Annotated in this window: 18 protein-coding genes and 1 riboswitch; of the genes, 17 read left to right on the plus strand and 1 reads right to left on the minus strand. The window is 65.9% G+C overall.

Features of this window, described 5'->3' with window-relative positions; translation table 11 throughout:
- The first annotated feature begins 138 nt into the window (after window positions 1–138).
- Both CAG00_RS29185 and CAG00_RS27175 read left to right on the plus strand, forming a co-directional pair.
- Entirely contained in the window at window positions 139–330 is a 192-nt protein-coding gene (locus CAG00_RS29185) for a hypothetical protein (RefSeq protein WP_139832848.1), read from the plus strand.
- 289 nt (window positions 331–619) lie between these two features.
- On the plus strand, window positions 620–883 hold the full coding sequence (locus CAG00_RS27175; protein WP_085665788.1) for a DUF3077 domain-containing protein: 264 nt from the start codon (window positions 620–622) through the stop codon (window positions 881–883).
- Between the two features lie 223 nt (window positions 884–1,106).
- Here CAG00_RS27175 and CAG00_RS27180 read toward each other — a convergent pair whose 3' ends face one another.
- A complete protein-coding gene (locus CAG00_RS27180; protein ID WP_085619516.1) occupies window positions 1,107–1,685 on the minus strand; it encodes a hypothetical protein in 579 nt (192 codons plus the stop codon).
- 167 nt (window positions 1,686–1,852) lie between these two features.
- A riboswitch (cobalamin riboswitch) is annotated at window positions 1,853–2,073 on the plus strand.
- A 119-nt stretch (window positions 2,074–2,192) separates the two neighbouring features.
- Between CAG00_RS27180 and cobO the strand changes: the two genes are divergently transcribed.
- The 15 genes from cobO to CAG00_RS27255 all read left to right on the plus strand — a co-directional run bounded on the left by cobO (window position 2,193) and on the right by CAG00_RS27255 (window position 15,059).
- Window positions 2,193–2,804 (plus strand): cob(I)yrinic acid a,c-diamide adenosyltransferase, encoded by a 612-nt coding sequence (cobO, locus tag CAG00_RS27185; protein WP_013971375.1) that lies wholly within the window; start codon window positions 2,193–2,195, stop codon window positions 2,802–2,804.
- Window positions 2,801–4,096 (plus strand): cobyrinate a,c-diamide synthase, encoded by a 1,296-nt coding sequence (locus tag CAG00_RS27190; protein WP_085665789.1) that lies wholly within the window; start codon window positions 2,801–2,803, stop codon window positions 4,094–4,096. The genes cobO and CAG00_RS27190 overlap by 4 nt, the downstream gene beginning before the upstream one ends.
- Window positions 4,093–4,743 carry a 5,6-dimethylbenzimidazole synthase gene (gene bluB / locus CAG00_RS27195; RefSeq protein ID WP_085593449.1) on the plus strand — a complete coding sequence of 217 codons (651 nt, stop codon included), beginning with the start codon at window positions 4,093–4,095 and terminating at the stop codon, window positions 4,741–4,743. Before CAG00_RS27190 ends, bluB begins: the two co-directional genes overlap by 4 nt.
- Window positions 4,740–5,648 carry an adenosylcobinamide-phosphate synthase CbiB gene (gene cbiB, locus CAG00_RS27200; RefSeq protein ID WP_015269245.1) on the plus strand — a complete coding sequence of 303 codons (909 nt, stop codon included), beginning with the start codon at window positions 4,740–4,742 and terminating at the stop codon, window positions 5,646–5,648. The genes bluB and cbiB overlap by 4 nt, the downstream gene beginning before the upstream one ends.
- Window positions 5,641–6,633 (plus strand): threonine-phosphate decarboxylase CobD, encoded by a 993-nt coding sequence (gene cobD / locus CAG00_RS27205; protein ID WP_085665790.1) that lies wholly within the window; start codon window positions 5,641–5,643, stop codon window positions 6,631–6,633. Before cbiB ends, cobD begins: the two co-directional genes overlap by 8 nt.
- Window positions 6,630–8,084, plus strand: coding sequence for a cobyric acid synthase (locus tag CAG00_RS27210; protein ID WP_085665791.1), 1,455 nt, complete (start codon window positions 6,630–6,632; stop codon window positions 8,082–8,084). The genes cobD and CAG00_RS27210 overlap by 4 nt, the downstream gene beginning before the upstream one ends.
- Before the next feature lies 1 nt (window position 8,085).
- Window positions 8,086–8,607, plus strand: coding sequence for a bifunctional adenosylcobinamide kinase/adenosylcobinamide-phosphate guanylyltransferase (gene cobU, locus CAG00_RS27215; RefSeq protein WP_085665792.1), 522 nt, complete (start codon window positions 8,086–8,088; stop codon window positions 8,605–8,607).
- On the plus strand, window positions 8,604–9,665 hold the full coding sequence (gene cobT, locus CAG00_RS27220) for a nicotinate-nucleotide--dimethylbenzimidazole phosphoribosyltransferase (RefSeq protein WP_085665793.1): 1,062 nt from the start codon (window positions 8,604–8,606) through the stop codon (window positions 9,663–9,665). Before cobU ends, cobT begins: the two co-directional genes overlap by 4 nt.
- Window positions 9,655–10,221: a histidine phosphatase family protein gene (locus CAG00_RS27225; RefSeq protein ID WP_085665794.1), complete on the plus strand. Its 567-nt coding sequence runs from the start codon at window positions 9,655–9,657 to the stop codon at window positions 10,219–10,221. The genes cobT and CAG00_RS27225 overlap by 11 nt, the downstream gene beginning before the upstream one ends.
- A gap of 1 nt (window position 10,222) precedes the next feature.
- Window positions 10,223–10,945: an adenosylcobinamide-GDP ribazoletransferase gene (locus tag CAG00_RS27230; RefSeq protein ID WP_085665795.1), complete on the plus strand. Its 723-nt coding sequence runs from the start codon at window positions 10,223–10,225 to the stop codon at window positions 10,943–10,945.
- Window positions 10,946–11,289: 344 nt separating this feature from the next.
- The gene (locus tag CAG00_RS27240) at window positions 11,290–12,408 is read left to right on the plus strand and encodes a glycoside hydrolase family 5 protein (RefSeq protein WP_176240926.1); all 1,119 of its coding nucleotides are present in this window, start codon (window positions 11,290–11,292) and stop codon (window positions 12,406–12,408) included.
- Window positions 12,409–12,671: 263 nt separating this feature from the next.
- On the plus strand, window positions 12,672–13,076 hold the full coding sequence (locus CAG00_RS27245; protein WP_046617187.1) for a MarR family winged helix-turn-helix transcriptional regulator: 405 nt from the start codon (window positions 12,672–12,674) through the stop codon (window positions 13,074–13,076).
- Between the two features lie 63 nt (window positions 13,077–13,139).
- On the plus strand, window positions 13,140–14,342 hold the full coding sequence (locus tag CAG00_RS27250; RefSeq protein WP_085665798.1) for an MFS transporter: 1,203 nt from the start codon (window positions 13,140–13,142) through the stop codon (window positions 14,340–14,342).
- Window positions 14,339–14,461, plus strand: a complete 123-nt coding sequence (locus tag CAG00_RS29190; protein ID WP_256220389.1) for a hypothetical protein — start codon at window positions 14,339–14,341, stop codon at window positions 14,459–14,461. The genes CAG00_RS27250 and CAG00_RS29190 overlap by 4 nt, the downstream gene beginning before the upstream one ends.
- Window positions 14,462–14,507: 46 nt before the next feature.
- A complete protein-coding gene (locus tag CAG00_RS27255) occupies window positions 14,508–15,059 on the plus strand; it encodes a glutathione peroxidase (protein WP_085619533.1) in 552 nt (183 codons plus the stop codon).
- Window positions 15,060–15,270: the final 211 nt, after the last annotated feature.

Below are 15,270 nucleotides of genomic sequence, written 5' to 3' on the forward strand. Positions count from 1 at the left end.
CAAAAAGTAACCAAAAAACGCTGCGCTCCCATCATCCGGCCCCTCCGCTACGCTACGGGGTTCCCTCGCGCCGGTCTTGCTCCCGGGAGTACGCGCTGCAGGCCCCATCCATGGGGCCTCAGCGCTTGACGGGCATCCATGCCCGTCACCTCCCTCCGCAAGACCTCTGCTCGGCCTCCTGAAGTCGCGAAGATCAAGATCAAGATCAAGATCAAGATCAAGAGCAAGCAGGTCTGGTGGTGGCTCAATGTGCCAGTGAGATGCGCCGCTGCTGTTGCAAAGGTGGCGTGGGGGCGAGACCAAGAATCAGATTTAACACCTTTCTTGTAGGCCGTTTCCCAAAGATACTCTTAACACCTATTCTCCGTTGCGCGCGCCAAATGCGGTCTCTAGTCTCGGCATGTCGTTGACCTTCAATGACCGGGTTAGCCGCCCGAAATCGTCAGACACCGCAGCTGAGCAATACCGAGTAATCGGCATTGGCGCCTTATGGCGGCTGTGCGTGGGGCACCTGCGGGTGCGCCGGGTGCCTGACGTCCCGGTCGGCTAACCCACGTACAGTTGCCACCATACTGTTTAGCCGCGGTCGGTGGTCGCTTCACTACGACAGGAGCCTTAAATGACCACCGATGACACGAAATGCACAGTCGGCAAAACCATATTCTTTCAAGGTGAAAACCAGACCCACCCCCTGTTCCGCATCGAACCCGGTATCTCCTGCCAGAACGCCCGCGAACAAGCCTCGGAATTGATCGGCTATGCACGGGACCTGACCATCGACGGCCTGATGGAAGACAAGCCAAAGCTGATCTGGGCCGCGCACTACCTTTGCGCCTTGGGCAAAGCGCTGCTGGATGATGCCGAACTCGGCATGATGCGTTGAGACCTGAAAGGCGCGCAGGCCATTCGCGGCACGGGCCGCGCTCTCATGGAGCCGCATATAACTGAAAGGTTTGGCAGGGGCTCTGTGGGAGCGGGCGCGCCCGCGAACACCGGCGCAGCCGGTGCCAGCCACCGCGCTGGATTCTTCGCGGGCACGCCCGCTCCCACAGAAACCACGTCGCGCTTGCTAACGCGTTCCGGTCCCGCCCCGAGCCGAAGTTGCTTCAAGCCTGCTTGAGCAACAACGCCACCCCCGGGAAATACTGCCCCAGCTCGTTGTGCAACTTGCGATAGGCATACGGGAAGTACCAGGCGATGGCACAGGCGGTATGTTTCTGCAGATCGTCGACCAGGTCCTGCAGTTCCTCGGGGCTGGCATGCTGGCCAGCCTTCCACGGGCTGATGAACAGCGCCCCGGCTTTCAACTGGCTGGGGTAGGCCACCTGGCGCGCGAGGGCAGCGGTCTGCTGCAGGGCGTCGGCCATGTCCAGCCGGGCAACTTTTGGCCAGCGCTGGCTGACACTGAGGTACAGCGCTTCATCGGCACTACTGATCGACAGGTCGCAGCGCCCTTCGTGTTCGCCTTCGTCGCGCTGCTTCTTGCCGGCAAACTGCTGCAGCGCCGCCAGTTCGGCCTGCCACGCCGCTGCGGCAAGCAGCCCGGTATTGGCCGCGGCGCCATGCCAGTAAGGTGCTTCGGCATCGCCGGCAAACTGGTTGAAGCGGTCGATGCAATCGCCCCAGCGCTCCAGCACCGGGGCGAGAAACTCCAGGCGCGGGTTGTTGATGATCTGGCCTCGCATGCTGCGCTCTCCTGTTATCGTTGTGATCGCGTTCAGCTGAAAGTGATGGCTATGTGATATCACTGTATTCAGTGTGGCACAACCAGGTGAATTGGCCATTACCCGGGCGGTGCCTGTTCGACTGCAAAGCGGCCCACTTCGATTGACGCTCCCGGTGCAACCCTCTAACCTTCGCGCGTGTTTCAGGTGCCCTGCCAGCCCCGACTGGGCAGGGTGAAACTGGGAAGCCGGTGGGTGCCAGCATGGCGCGATTCCGGCGCTGCCCCCGCAACGGTAGGTGAGTCGCGGCCGCGCAGGGCCACTGGGTGCCAGCACCCGGGAAGGCGCGCAGGCCTGGGCCAAGGCCCGCTCACAAGCCCGGAGACCGGCCTGATACTGCCAACGGCATCACGGAGGGTGATGCGCGGTGCACCGTGGCGTACGGCCACGGCCCCTGCGCGTTCTCCGTCTGCCCGCCTTTTACCTGTCGCCGCGCGTTGCCGTGGCGCCAGCCAGCGGAGAACCCTGATGAGCGAATCCACCGAACGCGACGAACGCCACCTGGCGCGCATGCAGCGCAAGAAGGCGATCATCGACGAACGCATCGCCAATTCCCCCAACGAATGCGGCCTGCTGCTGGTGCTGACCGGCAATGGCAAAGGCAAGAGCAGCTCGGCCTTCGGTATGCTCGCGCGCGCCCTGGGCCATGGCATGCAGTGCGGTGTGGTGCAGTTCATCAAGGGCCGCAACAGCACCGGCGAAGAGCTGTTCTTCCGCCGCTTCCCCGAGCAGGTGCGCTACCACGTGATGGGCGAGGGCTTTACCTGGGAAACCCAGGACCGCCAGCGCGACATTGCCGCCGCCGAAGCGGCCTGGGCTGTGTCGCGCCAGTTGCTGCAAGACCCTAGCGTGCAGTTCGTGGTGCTCGATGAACTGAACATCGCCCTCAAGCACGGCTACCTCGACCTTGACCAGGTGCTGTCCGACATCCAGGCCCGCCCACCGATGCAGCATGTGATCGTCACTGGCCGTGCCGCGAAACCCGAGATGATCGAACTGGCCGACACCGTGACCGAGATGGGCATGCTCAAGCACGCCTTCCAGGCCGGCATCCGTGCACAGAAGGGCGTGGAACTGTGAGCCAGCCGCGCCATTGCCCCGCCGTGCTGATCGCGGCACCGGCCTCTGGCCAGGGCAAGACCACCGTCACCGCCGCCCTGGCCCGCCTGCACCGCAACCTTGGGCGCAAGGTGCGGGTGTTCAAGTGCGGGCCCGACTTTCTCGACCCGATGATCCTCGAGCGGGCCAGCGGCGCGCCGGTGTACCAACTCGACCTGTGGATGATCGGCGCCGAGGAAAGCCGCCGCCTGCTGTGGGAAGCCGCCGGCGAGGCCGACCTGATCCTGATCGAAGGGGTGATGGGGCTGTTCGACGGCACGCCGTCCAGCGCCGATCTGGCGCGCCACTTCGGCGTGCCGGTGCTGGCGGTGATCGACGGCACGGCCATGGCCCAGACCTTCGGCGCCCTGGCCCTGGGCCTGGCACGCTACCAGGCGGACCTGCCGTTTGCCGGTGTGTTGGCCAACCGGGTCGGCAGCCTGCGCCACGCGCAACTGCTGGAAGGTAGCCTGACCGAGGGCCTGCGCTGGTATGGCGGCTTGTCCCGCGAGCGCGGTATCGAGCTGCCCAGCCGCCACCTTGGGCTGGTCCAGGCCAGCGAGCTGAACGACCTGGACGCGCGCCTGGATGCCGCTGCCGAGGCGCTTGGCGCCAGTTGCGATGCGGCCTTGCCGCCGCCAGTGACCTTTGCCGAACCCGAGCCGCAAACCAGTGCTGCCTCGTTGGCCGGTGTACGCATTGGCGTGGCGCGAGACGAGGCCTTCGCCTTCACCTATGGCGCCAACCTCGACCTGCTGCGCAACCTGGGCGCACAGCTGGAGTTCTTCTCGCCGCTGCATGACCGCGAACTGCCGGCAGTAGACAGCCTGTACCTGCCGGGCGGTTATCCCGAACTGCACCACCACGCCCTGGCCGGCAATGCGCCGATGAACGAGGCGATACGCGCCCATCACGCCCAGGGCAAACCGTTGCTGGCCGAGTGCGGCGGCATGCTGTATCTGCTCGATGCCCTGACCGACGTGGCCGGCGAGCGTGCCGAGCTGCTCGGCCTGCTGCCGGGCGAAGCGACAATGCAGAAGCGCCTGGCTGCCTTGGCCTTGCAGGCGGTGGAACTGCCGGAAGGCACCCTGCGCGGGCACACCTATCACCATTCGCTGACCAGTACCGCACTGGAGCCGATCGCACGTGGCCTGAGCCCCAATGGCGGGCGTGGCAACGAAGCGGTGTACCGCCTGGGTCGGCTGACGGCTTCCTACGTGCACTTCTACTTCCCCTCCAACCCGGATGCGGCGGCGGCGCTGTTGCGACCATGAGCGAACACGCCTACAGCGACGCCGAGCGCGCCGCGATCTACCGGGCCATCGGCGAACGCCGTGACATGCGCCATTTCGCCGGCGGCGAGGTAGCCCCGGAACTGCTGGGCCGCCTGTTGGCTGCCGCGCACCAGGCGCCAAGCGTCGGGCTGATGCAGCCCTGGCGTTTCATCCGCATCACCCAGCGCGACCTGCGTGCGCGCATCCAGGCCTTGGTGGAAGCAGAGCGGGTGCGTACCGCCGAAGCGTTGGGCGAACGCTCCGACGCCTTCATGAAACTGAAGGTGGAGGGCATCAATGACTGCGCCGAGTTGCTGGTGGCCGCCCTGATGGACAACCGCGAGCCGCATATCTTCGGCCGTCGCACCCTGCCGGAAATGGACCTGGCCTCGCTGGCCTGCGCCATCCAGAACCTGTGGCTGGCAGCCCGTGGCGAAGGCCTGGGCATGGGCTGGGTGTCGCTGTTCGACCCGCAGGCGCTGGCGGCGCTGCTGGGCATGCCGGCCGGGGCCAAGCCGGTCGCGGTGCTGTGCCTGGGGCCGGTAACCGAGTTCTACCCGGCACCGATGCTGGTGCTGGAAAACTGGGCCGAGGAACGGCCCTTGAGTGAAATGCTCTTTGAGAATCAATGGGGAGAGCGCCAATGAGCGTCGCCTTGCTGACTGTGGCCGGGGTGGCCCTGGATGCCTTGCTGGGCGAACCGCAGCGGCGCCATCCGCTGGTAGCCTTCGGCAACATGGCCAGTAACCTCGAGCGCCGCCTGAATGCCGGTGGGCGCGGCTGGCGCAGCCACGGGGTGAGCGCATGGTTCCTGGCCGTGGTGCCGCTTACCCTGGTGGCACTGATCCTCTCCTGGCTGCCGTACATCGGCTGGCTGGTCGACGTGCTGGCGCTGTACTGCGCCGTCGGGCTGCGCAGCCTGGGCGAACACGTGTTGCCGGTGGCCAGTGCCTTGCGCCAGGGTGACCTGCAAGAAGCGCGGCGCCGTGTGGGCTACCTGGTCAGCCGCGAAACCCGTGAACTGGACGAACCTGCGGTTGCCCGGGCGGCCACCGAATCGGTACTGGAGAATGGCAGCGATGCGGTATTCGCCGCGCTGTTCTGGTTCGTGGTCGCCGGCGCGCCGGGCGTGGTGCTGTACCGCCTGAGCAACACCCTGGACGCGATGTGGGGCTACCGCAACGAGCGCTTCGAACGCTTCGGCTGGTGCGCGGCGCGCGTCGACGATGTGCTCAACTATATTCCCGCCAGGCTGGTGGCGTTGACCTACGCGCTGCTGGGCAAGACCCGCCTGGCCCTGGCCTGCTGGCGCAAGCAGGGCCCGCTGTGGGACAGCCCCAATGCCGGGCCGGTGATGGCCGCCGGTGCTGGTGCGTTAGGTGTGGAACTCGGTGGCCCGGCGGTGTACCACGGCGAGCTGCATGAGCGGCCACGCCTGGGTGACGGGCCAATGGCCGACGCCGACGCCATCGAGCGCGGCTGGGGCCTGGTGCAGCGCGGCGTATGGCTGTGGCTGCTGGTGATCTGCCTGGGGGCCTATATCAATGCTTGAACACGGAGGCCGCCTGCTGCGGGCGGTACGGCAATACGGCATCGCCCGCGAGCAGTGGCTCGACCTGTCCAGCGGCATTGCGCCATGGCCTTTCCCGATTCCACCGATTCCCGTGGAGGCCTGGGCTCGCCTGCCGGAGACCGAGGATGGCCTGGAGGACGCCGCGCGTGCGTATTACGGCGCACGCCAATTGCTGGCGGTGGCCGGTTCCCAGGCCGCGATCCAGGCCTTGCCGCTGTTGCGCGCAGCCGGCCAGGTAGGGGTGTTGACGCCTTGCTATGCCGAGCACCCATACGCCTGGCAACGGGCGGGGCACCAGTTGCTGGAGCTGGACGAAGCGCAGGTCGAGGCGACGCTCGACAGCCTTGACGTACTGGTGCTGGTCAACCCCAACAACCCCACCGGCCGCCGGGTGCCGCGTGAACGCCTGCTGGATTGGCATGCGCGCCTGGCTGCCCGCGGTGGTTGGCTGCTGGTCGATGAAGCGTTCATGGACAACACCCCGGCGCAAAGCGTGGTCGATTGTGCCGAGCGCCCGGGGCTGATCGTGCTGCGCTCGTTCGGCAAGTTCTTCGGCCTGGCCGGCGTGCGCCTGGGGTTCGTTGCCGCCGAGCGCAGCCTGCTGCTGCGCCTGGCCGAGTTGCTTGGGCCGTGGACCGTCAATGGCCCGACCCGGGTGTTGGCCCAGGCCAGCCTGGCCGACCACGCCGCCCAGCGTGTGCAGGTCGAACGCTGCGCTGCCGCCAGCCAGCGGCTGGCTATGCTGTTGCGCAGCGCCGGCCTGGCGCCCAGCGGTGGTTGCGACCTGTTCCAGTACGTACGCAGCGAGCACGCTGCGCAACTGCATGACTTTCTTGCCTGCCGCGGCATCCTGGTGCGGCTGTTCGAGCACCCGCCGGCGGTTCGCCTTGGGCTGCCTGCCCATGCGGCGGACGAACAGCGCCTGGCCCAGGCCCTGGCGGCCTATCAGAAGGAAACGGCATGACCACCCTCATGGTGCAAGGCACCACCTCCGACGCCGGCAAGAGCACGCTGGTGACCGCACTGTGCCGCTGGCTGTTGCGCCAGGGCGTCGGCGTGGTGCCGTTCAAGCCACAGAACATGGCGCTGAACAGCGCGGTGACCGCCGACGGCGGTGAAATCGGCCGGGCCCAGGCGGTGCAGGCCCAGGCCTGCCGGCTGCAGCCGCATACCGACATGAACCCGGTGCTGCTCAAGCCCAACAGCGACACCGGCGCCCAGGTGATCATCCATGGCCGTGCCGTCACCAGCATGAACGCGGTGGCCTACCACGACTACAAGGCTATCGCCATGCAGGCGGTGCTGGCTTCGCACCAGCGCCTGAGTGCTGCCTGGCCGGTGGTCATGGTCGAAGGTGCGGGCTCGCCAGCGGAGATCAACCTGCGTGCCGGTGACATTGCCAACATGGGCTTTGCCGAAGCGGTGGACTGCCCGGTGATCCTGGTTGCCGACATCAATCGTGGTGGTGTGTTCGCCCATCTGGTCGGCACCCTGGAACTGCTGTCGCCCAGTGAGCAGGCGCGGGTAAAGGGCTTTGTCATCAACCGCTTCCGCGGCGACATCGCCTTGCTGCAGCCGGGGCTGGACTGGCTGGAGCAACGCACTGGCAAGCCGGTACTGGGCGTGCTGCCGTATGTCACCGATCTGCATCTGGAAGCCGAAGACGGCATCGATATGCGCCAGGGGACGAAGACCGAGCGCGTGCTCAAGGTGATCGTCCCGGTGCTGCCGCGTATCAGTAACCACACAGACTTCGACCCACTGCGCCTGCACCCCCAGGTGGACCTGCAGTTCATCGGCCCGGGCCAGCCGATCCCGGCTGCCGACCTGATCATCCTGCCGGGTTCCAAGAGTGTGCGCGGCGACCTGGCGCAATTGCGTGAGCGCGGTTGGGACAAGGCCATCGACCGGCACCTGCGCTATGGCGGCAAGCTGATCGGGATCTGCGGTGGCCTGCAGATGCTGGGCCGCGAAGTGCATGACCCGCTTGGTCTCGAAGGTGCCGCCGGCTCCAGCCCGGGGCTTGGCCTGCTCGATTACGCCACGGTGCTCGAAGCCGAGAAGCAACTGCGCAACGTTGCCGGCACGCTGAACCTGGAAGCAGTCCCGGTTGCCGGTTATGAAATTCATGCCGGCGTCACCACGGGGCCTGCCCTGGAGCAGCCAGCCGTGCAACTTGCCGATGGCCGTTGCGATGGTGCTGTCAGCGCTGATGGCCAGATACTTGCCACCTACCTGCACGGCCTTTTCGAAGGCAGCCAGTCGTGCGCGGCGCTGCTGCGCTGGGCTGGGCTGGATGATGTGCAGGCCGTCGATTACCAGGCCCTGCGCGAACGCGATATCGAGCGCCTGGCCGACCTGGTGGAAAAGCACCTGGACACCGCGCGCCTGCGCGAGCTCTGTGGGGTGGCCTGACATGCTCAACCTGATCCTCGGCGGCGCCCGTTCGGGCAAGAGCCGCCTGGCCGAACAGCTGGCCAGCGCCAGTGGCCTGCCGGTGACCTATATCGCCACCAGCCAGCCGCTGGATGGTGAAATGAACCAACGCGTGCTGCTGCACCGCCAGCGTCGCCCCGATGACTGGGGGTTGATCGAAGAGCCCCTGGCCCTGGCCGCGGTACTGCGCGCCGAAGCGGCCGAAGGGCGCTGCCTGCTGGTGGATTGCCTGACCCTGTGGTTGACCAACCTGCTGATGCTCGAAGACGACCAGCGCCTGGCCGAGGAGCGTGATGCGCTGCTGGCCTGCCTGGAAAAGTTGCCGGGCACGGTCATCCTGGTCAGTAACGAAACCGGCCTGGGCGTCGTGCCCATGGGCGAGCTGACCCGACGCTATGTCGACCTGGCCGGCTGGCTGCACCAGGCCGTGGCCGAACGCTGTCAGCGCGTGGTGCTGACCGTGGCCGGCCTGCCCCTAATGCTCAAAGGACCTGCACTATGACCCAAGCCTGGTGGCGTGACGCCTGCCAACCCCTCGACAACGCCGCCATGGACCAGGCCCGCGCCCGTCAGCAGCAGCTGACCAAACCTGCCGGTTCGCTCGGCCAACTGGAAGGATTGGCCATTCAGCTGGCCGGCCTGCAGGGGTGTGAACGGCCGACCTTGGATCACGCCGCAATCAGCATTTTTGCCGGTGACCACGGCGTGGTCGAGGAAGGCATCTCGGCCTACCCGCAAGCGGTGACCGGGCAGATGCTGCGCAACTTCGTCGGTGGTGGCGCGGCAATCAGCGTGCTGGCGCGCCAGCTGCAGGCAAGCCTGGAAGTGGTCGACCTGGGCACCATCGACCCGCACCTGGAACTGCCTGGCGTGCGCCATCTGCGCCTGGGCGCCGGTACCGCCAACTTCGCCCGCCAGCCAGCGATGACCGAGGGCCAGCTGCAGGCCGCCCTGCAGGCTGGCCGCGATAGTGCCCTGCGCGCCGCCGAACAGGGCGCGCAGCTGTTCATCGGTGGCGAGATGGGTATTGGCAACACCACGGCTGCCGCTGCCTTGGCCAGCGTCCTGCTGGGCTGCCCGCCGGCTGAGTTGAGTGGCCCGGGTACCGGCCTGGACCACGCCGGGGTGCGGCACAAGGCCGAGGTCATCGAACGGGCGCTGAGCCTGCATGGCCTGAGCGCCAACGATCCATTGCAGGCACTGGGTTGTGTCGGTGGTTTCGAGATCGCGGCCCTGGCCGGTGCCTACATCGGCTGTGCGCAGGCGGGTATCGCGGTGCTGGTGGACGGCTTCATCTGCAGTGTCGCCGCGCTGCTGGCGGTGCGCCTCAACCCGCAGTGCCGGGCCTGGTTGCTGTTCGCCCACCAAGGCGCAGAGCCTGGGCACAAAGCCTTGCTCGACGCGTTGCAGGCCGAGCCGTTGCTGGCCCTGGGCCTGCGCCTGGGCGAGGGCAGTGGGGCTGCCCTGGCCGTACCGCTGTTGCGCCTGGCCTGTGCGCTGCACGGGCAGATGGCGACCTTCGCCGAGGCTGCTGTGGCGGACCGCCCGCATGATCCTTGACCTGCTGCGCCATGGCGAAACGGAACAGGGAGGCCTGCGTGGCAGCCTTGATGATGCCTTGACCGACAAGGGCTGGGCGCAGATGCGTCACGCCGTGGCCGAAGCCGGCCCGTGGGAGGTGCTGGTCAGTTCGCCGCTGCAGCGCTGCGCGCGTTTTGCCGAGGAACTGGGCGAGCGGCTGAACCTGCCGGTACAGCGTGAAGCGGCGTTGCAGGAACTGCATTTTGGCGACTGGGAAGGCCGTAGTGCGGCGCAGATCATGGAAGACCAGGCGGACGCGCTGGGGCGCTTCTGGGCGGACCCTTACGCTTTTACACCGCCCAATGGCGAGCCGGTCGAGGCGTTCGCCGAGCGTGTGCTGGCGGCTGTCGAGCGCCTGAGCCATCAGCATGCTGGCAAGCGTGTGCTGCTGGTCACCCATGGCGGCGTGATGCGGTTGCTGCTGGCCCGTGCCCGTGGTTTGCCGAGGGCGCAGTTGCTGCAGGTCGAAGTCGGCCACGCTGCGCTGATGCGATTGGTGCCGGGTGACGACGGCCAGTTGGTCGAGGGGCGCTGAAATGTTGCCGTTGTGGATTGCCTTGCAGTTTCTCAGCAGCCTGCCGGTGAGTCTGCCGGGCATGCCGGCGCCGCGCGAGGTGGGGCGCTCGCTGCTCTGCTACCCGCTGGTCGGGTTGCTGTTCGGCCTGTTGCTGTGGCTGGCCAGCCACTTGCTGGAGGGTACACCGGCGCCGTTGCACGCGGCCCTGCTGCTGACGTTGTGGGTGTTGCTCAGTGGCGCCTTGCACCTGGATGGCCTGGCGGACAGCGCCGACGCTTGGCTGGGTGGTTTCGGTGACCGCGAACGCACCCTGCTGATCATGAAAGACCCGCGTAGCGGGCCGATTGCCGTGGTCACCCTGGTGCTGGTGCTGTTGTTGAAGTTCTGCGCGTTGTGGGTGCTGGTCGAGCAGGGCATTGGCGTGCAGTTGCTACTGGCACCGTTGATCGGGCGGGCGGCGATGCTCGGATTGTTCCTGAGTACGCCTTATGTACGGCAGGGTGGTTTGGGGCAAGCGCTGGCCGAGCACCTGCCCCGGCATGCGGCCGGCTGGGTGCTGCTGGGCTGTGTGCTTTTTTGCCTGGTCCTGGGCGGGTGGGTCGTGGTACTGGCGTTGGCGGTGTTTGCCTGGTTGCGACAACTGATGTGCCGGCGCCTGGGCGGGACTACCGGCGATACCGCTGGTGCAATGCTCGAGTTGCTCGAACTGGCCGTGGTGCTGGGGTTGGCGTTGGGCCTCTGAGCTTTGCTCTGGACCCTGTAGGAGCGGCCTTGTGTCGCGAAAGGGCTGCAAAGCAGCCCCCACGATTTCAGCGTTAGTGCATAAATTGCCGGGGCTGCTTTGCAGCCCTTTCGCGACACAAGGCCGCTCCTACAAGTGACCGCGCAAGCAGGATGTTTCTGTAGGGCGTTTCTGAGCCTAACGTGTTGGTAAATTCCTGAAAAAACTCAGCAAGAACCGGCATCTTTTCACTGGCGTATGCTTGCCCCTCCCGCAAACTGTCGAGGAGTGTCGGCACCATGCGTCATGTCATTCTCGCTGCGTTTTTGTTGGCCATGGGGCCTGCTGCCATGGCAGCCGATCTCATGGTTTTCTGGAACATCCCCCGCCACGGTGGCAACAGCTTCAACCGGCTGCCGCCTGATCAAGCCTACTTCGACGCCTTGAGCGGTTATGGCGCGACCTGGGTGCGGCTGTCCTACGACAAATGGCAGTCGGCGGAACGCGACTTCCTCCTCGGCGATGCCGATGCCTACCAAGGCCTGCCTGCGGCCGACCTGGCCACGCTGCGAGCCACCCTCGACCGCGCCCATAAGGCCGGCCTCAAGGTGGTCATCGCACCGCTCTCGCTACCCGGCATGCGCTGGTCGCAGAACAACCAGGGCCAGTTCGACGACCGCCTCTGGCAGGACAAACGCTACTGGTTGCAGGCTGCGGCCTTCTGGCGGGATCTGGCGCGGGAGCTGAAAGGTCACCCGGCCATCGCCGCCTACAACCTGGTCAACGAGCCCGCCCCGGAGAAGCAAGGTGGCCTGGCCGAGCATGCCGACCCTGGGCAAATGCAGCAGTGGTATGCACGGCAGCAGGGCAGTGCGCGTGATCTGCCGGCCCTGTATCGGCAGTTGATAGCGGCCATTCGCGAGGAGGACGCGGACACGCCGGTCATGCTCGATGCCGGCTGGTTCGCCGCCGCTGACGCCTTCGGTTACTGGCCGGCACCTCTGGAAGACCCGCGAGTGCTGTACAGCGTGCACATGTACGAGCCCTATCTGGTGACCAGTGCACCGAACATGACGCGCAAGCAACCCATCGCCTATCCCGGCCCGGCACCATTCGCGGGGCAGACGCAGCAGTGGGATGGCCAGCGTGTGGCGCAATACCTGCGCCAGCCGCTGGACTGGGCCGCGGCCATGAACGTGCCCCGCTCGCGGTTGGTGGTGGGCGAGTTCGGCTGCATGCGCAGGCTGCCGGGCTGCCGGCAATACCTGGAAGACGTGCTCAGCGTGCTGGATCGCCACCGGTTGCACTGGGCCTTCTACAGCTTCCGTGAAGATAACTGGGACGGCATGGACTACGAACTGGGCTCGGCCAAGGTGCCGTGGCGCTATTGGCAGGCAATCGAGCAGGGCGCTCCAGACCCGCTGGCGCGCAAGGCTACAGTAGAGTTCGAGCCGATTCGCTGGCGCTTGAACCTGGTTAAGTAATTGGGGGCCGCTTTGCGGCCCATCGCCGGCAAGCCAGCTCCCACAGAACAACACATAAATCATTGATTTAGCAGGGCTCTGTGGGAGCGGGCATGCCCGCGAAGCAGGCGACGTGGTGTATGGCACCGGCTTCGCCGGTGTTCGCGGGCACGCCCGCTCCCACAGAGTCCCGTTAACGCTATCTGACAGGCATCAGGGCTGAGGGGCGTCGGTAATCGTGAAATCTCTTGCAACACACATGACGCGGGTATATACACGTATCCATGTTGACCAGTGAATGCATCTGCACCCATCTGCGTCGTGCCGCCCGTGGGGTGAGCCGGCATTACGACGAGGCCCTTGCCGGCTTCGGGGTCAATGTCGCCCAGTTTTCCCTGTTGCGTCATCTGCAGCGGCTCGATCGCCCCAGTATCACCACCCTGGCGGAGGCCATGGGCCTGGAGCGCAGTACCTTGGGCCGCAACCTGCGGGTGCTGGAGGCTGAAGGGCTGGTGGCCTTGGCCGATGGTGACGATCAGCGCAACCGCGTGGTGCTGCTGACCGAGGCCGGTACCCAGCTGCTGCACGCTGCCCATCCAGCCTGGGAACAGGCTCAGGCCGAACTGGTGGAGCGGCTGGGGGCAGGGCAGCGGGATGAACTGGTGCGTTTGCTGAACCAACTGGCTTGATTTGATACGACTATAAGCGGGTATATACCCGTAAAACCTTGCGATGTGCTGGAGATAACGACAATGACTTCGGTGTGGCGAACCAGCGGGTGGGTATTGGTGGGGGCAGCGCTGATCCTGGCGCTATCCCTGGGTGTGCGGCACGGCTTCGGCCTGTTCCTGGCGCCGATGAGCGCGGACTTCGGCTGGGGGCGTGAGGTGTTCGCCTTCGCCATTGCCTTGCAGAACCTGATCTGGGGGCTGGCGCAACCGTTCGCCGGCGCCCTGGCCGACCGCATGGGCGCGGCGCGGGTGGTGATCATTGGTGGTATTCTCTACGCTGCCGGGTTGGTGCTGATGGGCATGGCCGACTCGGCCTGGTCGTTGTCGCTGAGTGCCGGCTTGCTGATCGGCATCGGCCTGTCCGGCACCTCGTTCTCGGTCATCCTCGGCGTGGTCGGGCGTGCCGTGCCGGTGGAGAAGCGCAGCATGGCCATGGGCATTGCCAGCGCTGCCGGTTCTTTCGGCCAGTTCGCCATGTTGCCGGGCACCCTCGGCCTGATCCAGTGGCTGGGCTGGTCCGCAGCGTTGCTGGTGCTGGGCCTGATGGTGGCGCTGATCGTGCCCTTCGTCGGCCTGCTGCGCGACCGGCCGCTGCCCACCCATGGTGCCGAACAGACCCTGGGCCAGGCCCTGCGCGAGGCGTGCTCGCACTCCGGCTTCTGGTTGTTGGCGCTGGGCTTTTTCGTTTGTGGTTTCCAGGTGGTGTTCATTGGCGTGCACCTGCCGGCCTACCTGGTCGACCAGCACCTGGCCGCGACCACCGGCACAACGGTGCTGGCGCTGGTAGGCCTGTTCAATATCGTCGGTACCTTCACCGCGGGCTGGCTGGGCGGGCGCATGTCCAAGCCGCGCCTGCTGACCGGGCTGTACCTGCTGCGTGCGGTAGTGATCGTGCTGTTCCTCTGGGCGCCGGTGACTGAAGTCAGCGCTTACCTGTTCGGCATCGCCATGGGGCTGCTGTGGTTGTCCACGGTGCCACTGACCAACGGCACGGTGGCCACCGTGTTCGGCGTGCGCAACCTGTCCATGCTTGGCGGTATCGTCTTCCTGTTCCACCAGCTGGGCGCATTCCTGGGCGGCTGGTTGGGCGGGGTAGTGTATGACCGCACCGGCAGCTACGACCTGGTCTGGCAGATTTCCATCCTGCTCAGTCTGCTGGCTGCCGCCCTCAACTGGCCCGTGCGCGAACGCCCGGTCGCCCGCCTGCAGGCCCAGGCCGCATGAGCCGCTACCTGGCTCGAGGGCTACTGGCCGTCGCCGCCCTGTTGCTGCTGGCGCTGGTGTGGTGGGGCTGGCACAAGGGCGGGATGGCGCTGATGCAGCTGGGCATGAGTGTTTGTTAGGCGCTACCCTGCAAGTTCAGGGATTGTCTTGCGGGAGAAACGAGTCATGCGTGCACATTGGTTGATGGTGCCGGTGCTGGCCCTGCTTGCCGGCGCATCGAGCTGGGCTGCCGATTGCCCGGCGTTGTTGCAGGGTAGCCTGCCAGAGTTGCGGGGCAAGGGGCAGGTGGACCTGTGCCAGCGCTTTGCCGGCAAGCCGCTGGTGGTGGTCAACACGGCCAGTTACTGCGGTTTTGCGCCGCAGTTCGAGGGGCTTGAGGCGACATATAAGGAATATCACGAGCAAGGCCTGGAAATGCTTGGTGTGCCTTCCAATGACTTCAAGCAGGAGGACGCCGACAGCGAGAAGACAGCCAAGGTTTGTTATGCCAACTATGGCGTCACCTTTACCATGACCAAGACGCAGGCGGTTCGGGGCGCGGATGCGATACCGCTGTTCGCGGAACTGGCCAGCCAGAGCAGTGCGCCGAAGTGGAACTTCTACAAGTACGTGGTAGACCGCAAGGGCAAAGTGATTGGTAACTTTTCCAGCCTGACCAAGCCGGATGATCCAGCGTTCCGGGCAGCCATCGAAAAGGCCATTGCCTCCCAGCCATAACTTGGCTGCTCTTGCTCTTGCTCTTGCTTCGGCTTTTGCTTCTAAGCGCGCGATAGTTCAGGCGCCGCCGATTGCGACTTCAGGAGGCCGAGCGAAGGGACTGCGGAGGGAGGTGACGGGCATGGATGCCCGTCAAGCGCTGAGGCCCCATGGATGGGGCCTGCAGCGCGTACTCCCGGGAGCAGGCCCGTAGCGAGGGGACCCCGGAGCG

The organism is Pseudomonas sp. B5(2017) (assembly GCF_002112825.1).
Classification (GTDB): Bacteria; Pseudomonadota; Gammaproteobacteria; order Pseudomonadales; family Pseudomonadaceae; genus Aquipseudomonas; species Aquipseudomonas putida_Z.